Source organism: Gordonia alkaliphila (assembly GCF_039542465.1).
GTDB lineage: Bacteria > Actinomycetota > Actinomycetes > Mycobacteriales > Mycobacteriaceae > Gordonia > Gordonia alkaliphila.
This window is the reverse complement of record NZ_BAABIE010000045.1, coordinates 1-1,172: the sequence shown is the minus strand read 5'-3', so window position 1 is coordinate 1,172 and position 1,172 is coordinate 1. Positions and strand designations below refer to the sequence as shown.

Below are 1,172 nucleotides of genomic sequence, written 5' to 3'. Positions count from 1 at the left end.
TTGCCGCGCACCGCAGTGAGCTGCTCTGGAATACGCTCACCGACGCCTATGCGCGCCTGGGCTTCGATCAGGTCGGCGACGACACCTTCCGCACTTTGGTGGCAGCGCGGCTCGTGGAACCGACGAGCAAACTCGACACGATCCGCGTCGTTGCCGAGCTAGGCGTGACCGCCCCGCACCTGTCCAGTATCAAACGCGCGCTGGCCCGCTGCGTTGAACGTGACTACCGTTCCCAGATCGCCGCAGCATGCTGGGCGCACGTGACCGCCGACGGCGGCCCTGGTGTCGCGGTCGTTCTCTACGATCTGACCACCCTGTACTTCGAAGCCGAGTACGAAGATCGTCTCCGCAAAGTCGGAATGAGCAAGGAACGCCGGGTCGACCCACAAATCACCGTCGGCCTGCTCGTGGCCCGTGACGGATTCCCCCTAGACGTGCATGTTTTCGAGGGCAACAAGGCCGAGACCACGACACTGATCCCCGTTGTCACAGGCTTCCAGACACGCCACAGCATCAAGAACATGATCGTCGTCGCCGATGCCGGCATGCTGTCGGCGGCCAACCTCAATGCTCTCGAGGACGCCGGCCTGGAGTTCATCGTCGCCTCGCGTACCTCCAAAGCACCCAAAGAACTCGAAGAACACTTCGGCGTCAAGGGCACCCACGTACCCGACGACGGAGTGGTCGAGTTGACCCGACAGATGGGACAGGGACCTCACCAGCGAAACCGCCGAGTGGTGTGGCACTACTCGTTCGAGCGTTACCGCCGCGACAACCGAACCCTCAACGCCCAGGTCGCACGAGCCCAACGCGTCGCCGACAAATCCGAATCATTGAAGAAACAGCGATTCGTCACCGTCTCGGGAAAACAAGTGGGCGTCGATGAGGATCTCGTTGCGCGAGCCCGTGACGCTGCCGGGTTCAAGGGCTACGTCACCAACATCGACCCAGCGACCATGGACGGCCACACCATCGTGGCCGCCTACCGTGACCTCTGGAGAGTCGAGAAATCATTCCGGATGGCCAAATCCGACCTAGCCGCCCGACCAATCTTCCACCGCCGCCGCGACTCCATCGAAGCCCACCTGACCATCGTATTCGCCGCCCTCGCGATCGCCCGCGACCTTCAGAACGCGACCGGCTACTCGATCAAGAAGATCATCCAACACCTA

Annotated in this window: 1 protein-coding gene; it reads left to right on the top strand. The window is 62.2% G+C overall.

What is annotated here, in order from left to right; translation table 11 throughout:
- On the top strand, window positions 1-1,172 hold a 1,172-nt coding region (locus tag ABD989_RS17630; protein WP_345314503.1), incomplete at both ends, for an IS1634 family transposase.